Annotated in this window: 3 protein-coding genes; 2 read left to right on the top strand and 1 reads right to left on the bottom strand. The window is 44.4% G+C overall.

Annotation, left to right across the window (positions count from 1 at the left end):
* Nucleotides 1-96 (top strand): transposase (locus tag A3GA_RS12130; RefSeq protein WP_208854091.1); only part of this gene is annotated, 96 nt, incomplete at its 5' end.
* A gap of 504 nt (nt 97-600) precedes the next feature.
* The gene (locus A3GA_RS11765; protein ID WP_018027466.1) at nt 601-855 is read left to right on the top strand and encodes a zinc-finger domain-containing protein; all 255 of its coding nucleotides are present in this window, start codon (nt 601-603) and stop codon (nt 853-855) included.
* A gap of 165 nt (nt 856-1,020) precedes the next feature.
* Here the strand turns inward: A3GA_RS11765 and A3GA_RS0111055 are convergent.
* Nucleotides 1,021-1,519, bottom strand: a 499-nt coding sequence (locus tag A3GA_RS0111055) for an integrase core domain-containing protein (protein ID WP_026156973.1), incomplete at its 5' end; no start/stop codon positions are given.

The following is a 1,519-nucleotide window of genomic DNA, read 5'->3' as shown; positions in this document are numbered from 1 at the left end:
GTACTATGGTCGCCGTCCTACTTCGCTTCATCCTGTGGCGGTGCGCCGATTTCCATCGTGCGGCAGTACATCGAGCAGCAGCAGACACCCCACTGAAACTCAAGGACGACTACGCCGTCCGCGCTATCCTTCCCCGCCCTGAACGGTGGGGCTTGTCGCGCCCCCGGTCAAATCTTTGTTCATAAATACCTCTTTATACAATCGAATGGGATTACTTATCTCATATTACTTCAATCTCTCCCAATAGCAGCTTAGCCATCGGTATTTGTCAAACTAATTATCCTATCATCCGCCGCACTCCATAGACGCTTATCTAAATCCGCTAAAAACGCATGTTGAAGATTATTTTGTTGCATCTTGAGACCTTATATGAGTAAGTAGCTGTTACTAGATTGAGGTTATGATTGTTATTGCCAGTATGGTCCTGCATATTGATATGTAGGGTCAATTTTTTTATATAATCAACGGTAGAAATAGTAATTTACTAGGGGCGTCTTGTCCACCCCGACAGTTGAAGATTAAAATTATATCCAACCATTTAATTTATACTAAGGCAAGGATGCCTTATTTACCCAAGCCATCGAATTTCCGGAGAAACTAATGCCTGCACAGAATCACGCTGAAGCGATTTACGTTAATGCCAAGGATTTACCCGTTTATTGTCCTGGTCCCAAAGCACCACGTTGGAGCATGCATCCACGCGTATTCTTAGATGTCACCAAAACAGGTGAAGCGACCTGTCCTTATTGTGGTGCACATTATGTGCAACAGAGCGATGTAGCGCCTCAACATAGTCCTGAAGCTGAACAAACGTCTACTGACTTAGCTGCAGCAGATTCAGAGACCTCTGTTTAAGACAATTACTATTTAACAATAACATAGAGACCATCTTGATAAAAACGGTCTTTTTCTTTTGTATCGTCAGACAGATCTTGTCCAAACCATACACTTTAAACAGTTCAAAGCCCTAAAAACATCCAGTTTCTAGGGCGGTGTTTGTCAAGCAAGTTGTCCGATTTCTTATGCAGCTAATACGACATTTCTCTCTAACTCGTTACTCTCCTTCGATGGGTTTAGCCAGACCTCTTTGACCGGTTTCCAATTGCGGACAGAACGGTTTTTCCAACGCTCAGGTCTAGCTTCTTTGGCTGTCTCATAAACGACACGGCGATGCGCTAAAATAGCGTTATCCTGTCCGCTATGACGCTGCTCTGGCGTGACAAACTGAATGCTACTATGGCAATGTTGCGTGTTATACCAGATGACGAATTGATGCACCCATTGACGAGCCTGTTCTAGGCTAGTAAAAGGCTTATTAGGATAGACCGGTGTGTATTTGAGTGCTCTAAACAGAGACTCAGAATAGGGATTATCATCACTAACCGACGGGCGGCTAAAGGAAGGCACAATGCCCAACTTCTGCAAGGTCGCTAGCATGGTAGCTCCTTTCATCGGACTACCATTATCTGAGTGTAAGATGAGCTGGTCTTTTCGGATTCCATGTTTCAGACACGCCTTG

It is taken from the genome of Oligella urethralis DSM 7531 (assembly GCF_000372065.1).
In the GTDB taxonomy this organism is placed as follows: Bacteria; Pseudomonadota; Gammaproteobacteria; order Burkholderiales; family Burkholderiaceae_B; genus Oligella; species Oligella urethralis.
The sequence above is the reverse complement of the archived record's forward strand: the minus strand, read 5'-3'. Positions and strand labels throughout refer to the sequence as shown.

Excerpts from the sequence above, each read along its gene's own strand:
- A3GA_RS11765 (WP_018027466.1), top strand. The coding sequence starts at position 601 with ATGCCTGCACAGAATCACGCTGAAGCGATTTACGTTAATGCCAAGGAT.